We start from the raw sequence: 2063 nt of genomic DNA on the forward strand, positions 1-2063 counted from the left end.
GCCGCGTCTCCCGGACGAAACTCTTCGCCTCCTGCGGCGTTGTCGCCATGCCGGCCGCCTCGGCGACGCCCTTGACGCCCTCATCGCCGGCGCAGCCCGCCAGGGCGATGCCGACCGCAGCCATCATCGCCGCGGTGCGGAGCGACATTCTTGCAGGCATATCGATCGGCATGGGCGCTTCCAGCAGGTTCGTCGAATGTGCTTGGTAAAGCACAGCGTCTGCGTCCTTAATAGGACCAATTTGGGAAGCCATGCGCTATCCTAGAATATAAGGGGGAAGACGATTCATGAACCGCCATGTCGACGACAGGCCCAAGGGCACCACAGGGTCGGCGCAGGCCACGGTTCCCGACTTCGATCAGTTCGCTCAGAACATGGGCCGGCTCGTCGAGGAATACGGCAAAGTCACCGCCGCCTATCTGAAGCCGCTCGAGCGCGGCCAGGCCAAGACCGGCCAGGCCGACGAGGCGAGCGACATGGTCAAGACGCTCGGGCGCGTCGCCGAGCGCTGGGTCAACGATCCCGCCAAGATCATCGAGGCGCAGGCCTCGTTGACCAGCGACTTCATGAATCTCTGGAGCGTGGCGTTCAAGCGCGCGGCCGGCGAGGAGGTAGCCCCCGCGGCGGAGCCGGACAAGCGCGATTCCCGTTTCAAGGATCCGGACTGGACGAACCACCCGACCTTCGACTTCATCAAGCAGGCCTATCTGATCGGGTCGCGCTGGGCCGAGACCATGGTCGAGAAGGCAGATGACCTCGATCCGCATACCCGCAACAAGGCTCGCTTCTACATCAAGCAGATTGCCGGAGCGCTCTCGCCGAGCAACTTCGTCGCGACCAATCCCGAACTGCTGCGCGAGACGCTCCAGCAAAACGGCGACAACCTCGTCCGCGGCATGAAAATGTTTGCGGAGGATGTAGAGGCCGGCGGCGGCGAGCTCAAGATCCGACAGTCCGACGCCAGCGCCTTCGAGGTCGGCGTCAACATCGCCACCACGCCCGGCAAGGTCATCTACCGCAACGAAATCATGGAGCTGATCCAGTACGCACCGGCGACGCCCCAGGTGCTGAAGCGGCCGCTGCTGATCGTGCCGCCCTGGATCAACAAATTCTACATTCTCGACCTCAATGCGGAGAAGAGCTTCATTCGCTGGTGCGTCGAGCAAGGGCTCACGGTCTTCTGCGTCTCCTGGGTGAACCCCGACGCCCGGCATGCCGCCAAGGATTTCGAGAGCTACATGCGCGAGGGCATCTTCGCGGCGCTTGAGACGATCGAGCAGGTCACTGGCGAGAAGCGCGTTTCCGCCATCGGCTACTGCGTCGGCGGAACGCTGCTCGGCGTGACCCTCGCCTATATGGCGGCGATCGGCGACAAGCGCATCGAGAGCGCCACCTTCTTCACCACCCAGGTCGACTTCTCTCAGGCCGGCGAGCTCTCGGTCTTCGTCGACGAGGAGCAGATCCGCGCGATCGAGGAGCAGATGGCCAAGACAGGCTACCTCGATGGCTCGCGCATGTCGGGCGCCTTCAACATGCTCAGGCCGAACGACCTGATCTGGTCCTATGCGGTCAACAACTACCTGAAGGGCAAGACACCCACAGCGTTCGACCTGCTTTACTGGAATTCGGATTCGACACGGATGCCGGCAGCGAACCACTCGTTCTATCTGCGCAACTGCTATCTCGACAACAAACTCGCCAGGGGTGAGATGAGCATCGGCGGCAAATCACTCGACCTCAAGAAGGTGACGATGCCGATCTACAATCTCGCCACCCGCGAGGATCACATCGCTCCGGCGCAGTCGGTGTTCAACGGCTCGCAGTGCTTTGGCGGCCCGGTGGAACACGTGGTGGCGGGCTCCGGCCACATCGCAGGCGTGGTCAATCCGCCGAGCAAGGTCAAGTACCAGTACTGGACCGGTGGCCCCGCCAAGGGCAGCTATGCCGACTGGCAGTCCAAGGCCGACGAGCATCCGGGTTCCTGGTGGCCACACTGGTTCGCCTGGATCGAAGCGCAGGCTCCCAAGAAGGTCGCGGCCCGCGAGCCGGGAGGCGGAAAGCTG

The 2063-nt window shown here is 63.2% G+C and carries 1 protein-coding gene; it reads left to right on the forward strand.

The features are described 5' to 3' along the window. Positions 1-287: 287 nt before the first annotated feature. Positions 288-2063: PHA/PHB synthase family protein (locus tag ACIPIA_RS14925; RefSeq protein WP_400510684.1), on the forward strand; the 1776-nt coding region annotated here is incomplete at its 3' end.

Origin of the sequence: Allobosea sp. CER48, from assembly GCF_044752385.1 — a bacterium.
In the GTDB taxonomy this organism is placed as follows: domain Bacteria; phylum Pseudomonadota; class Alphaproteobacteria; order Rhizobiales; family Beijerinckiaceae; genus Allobosea.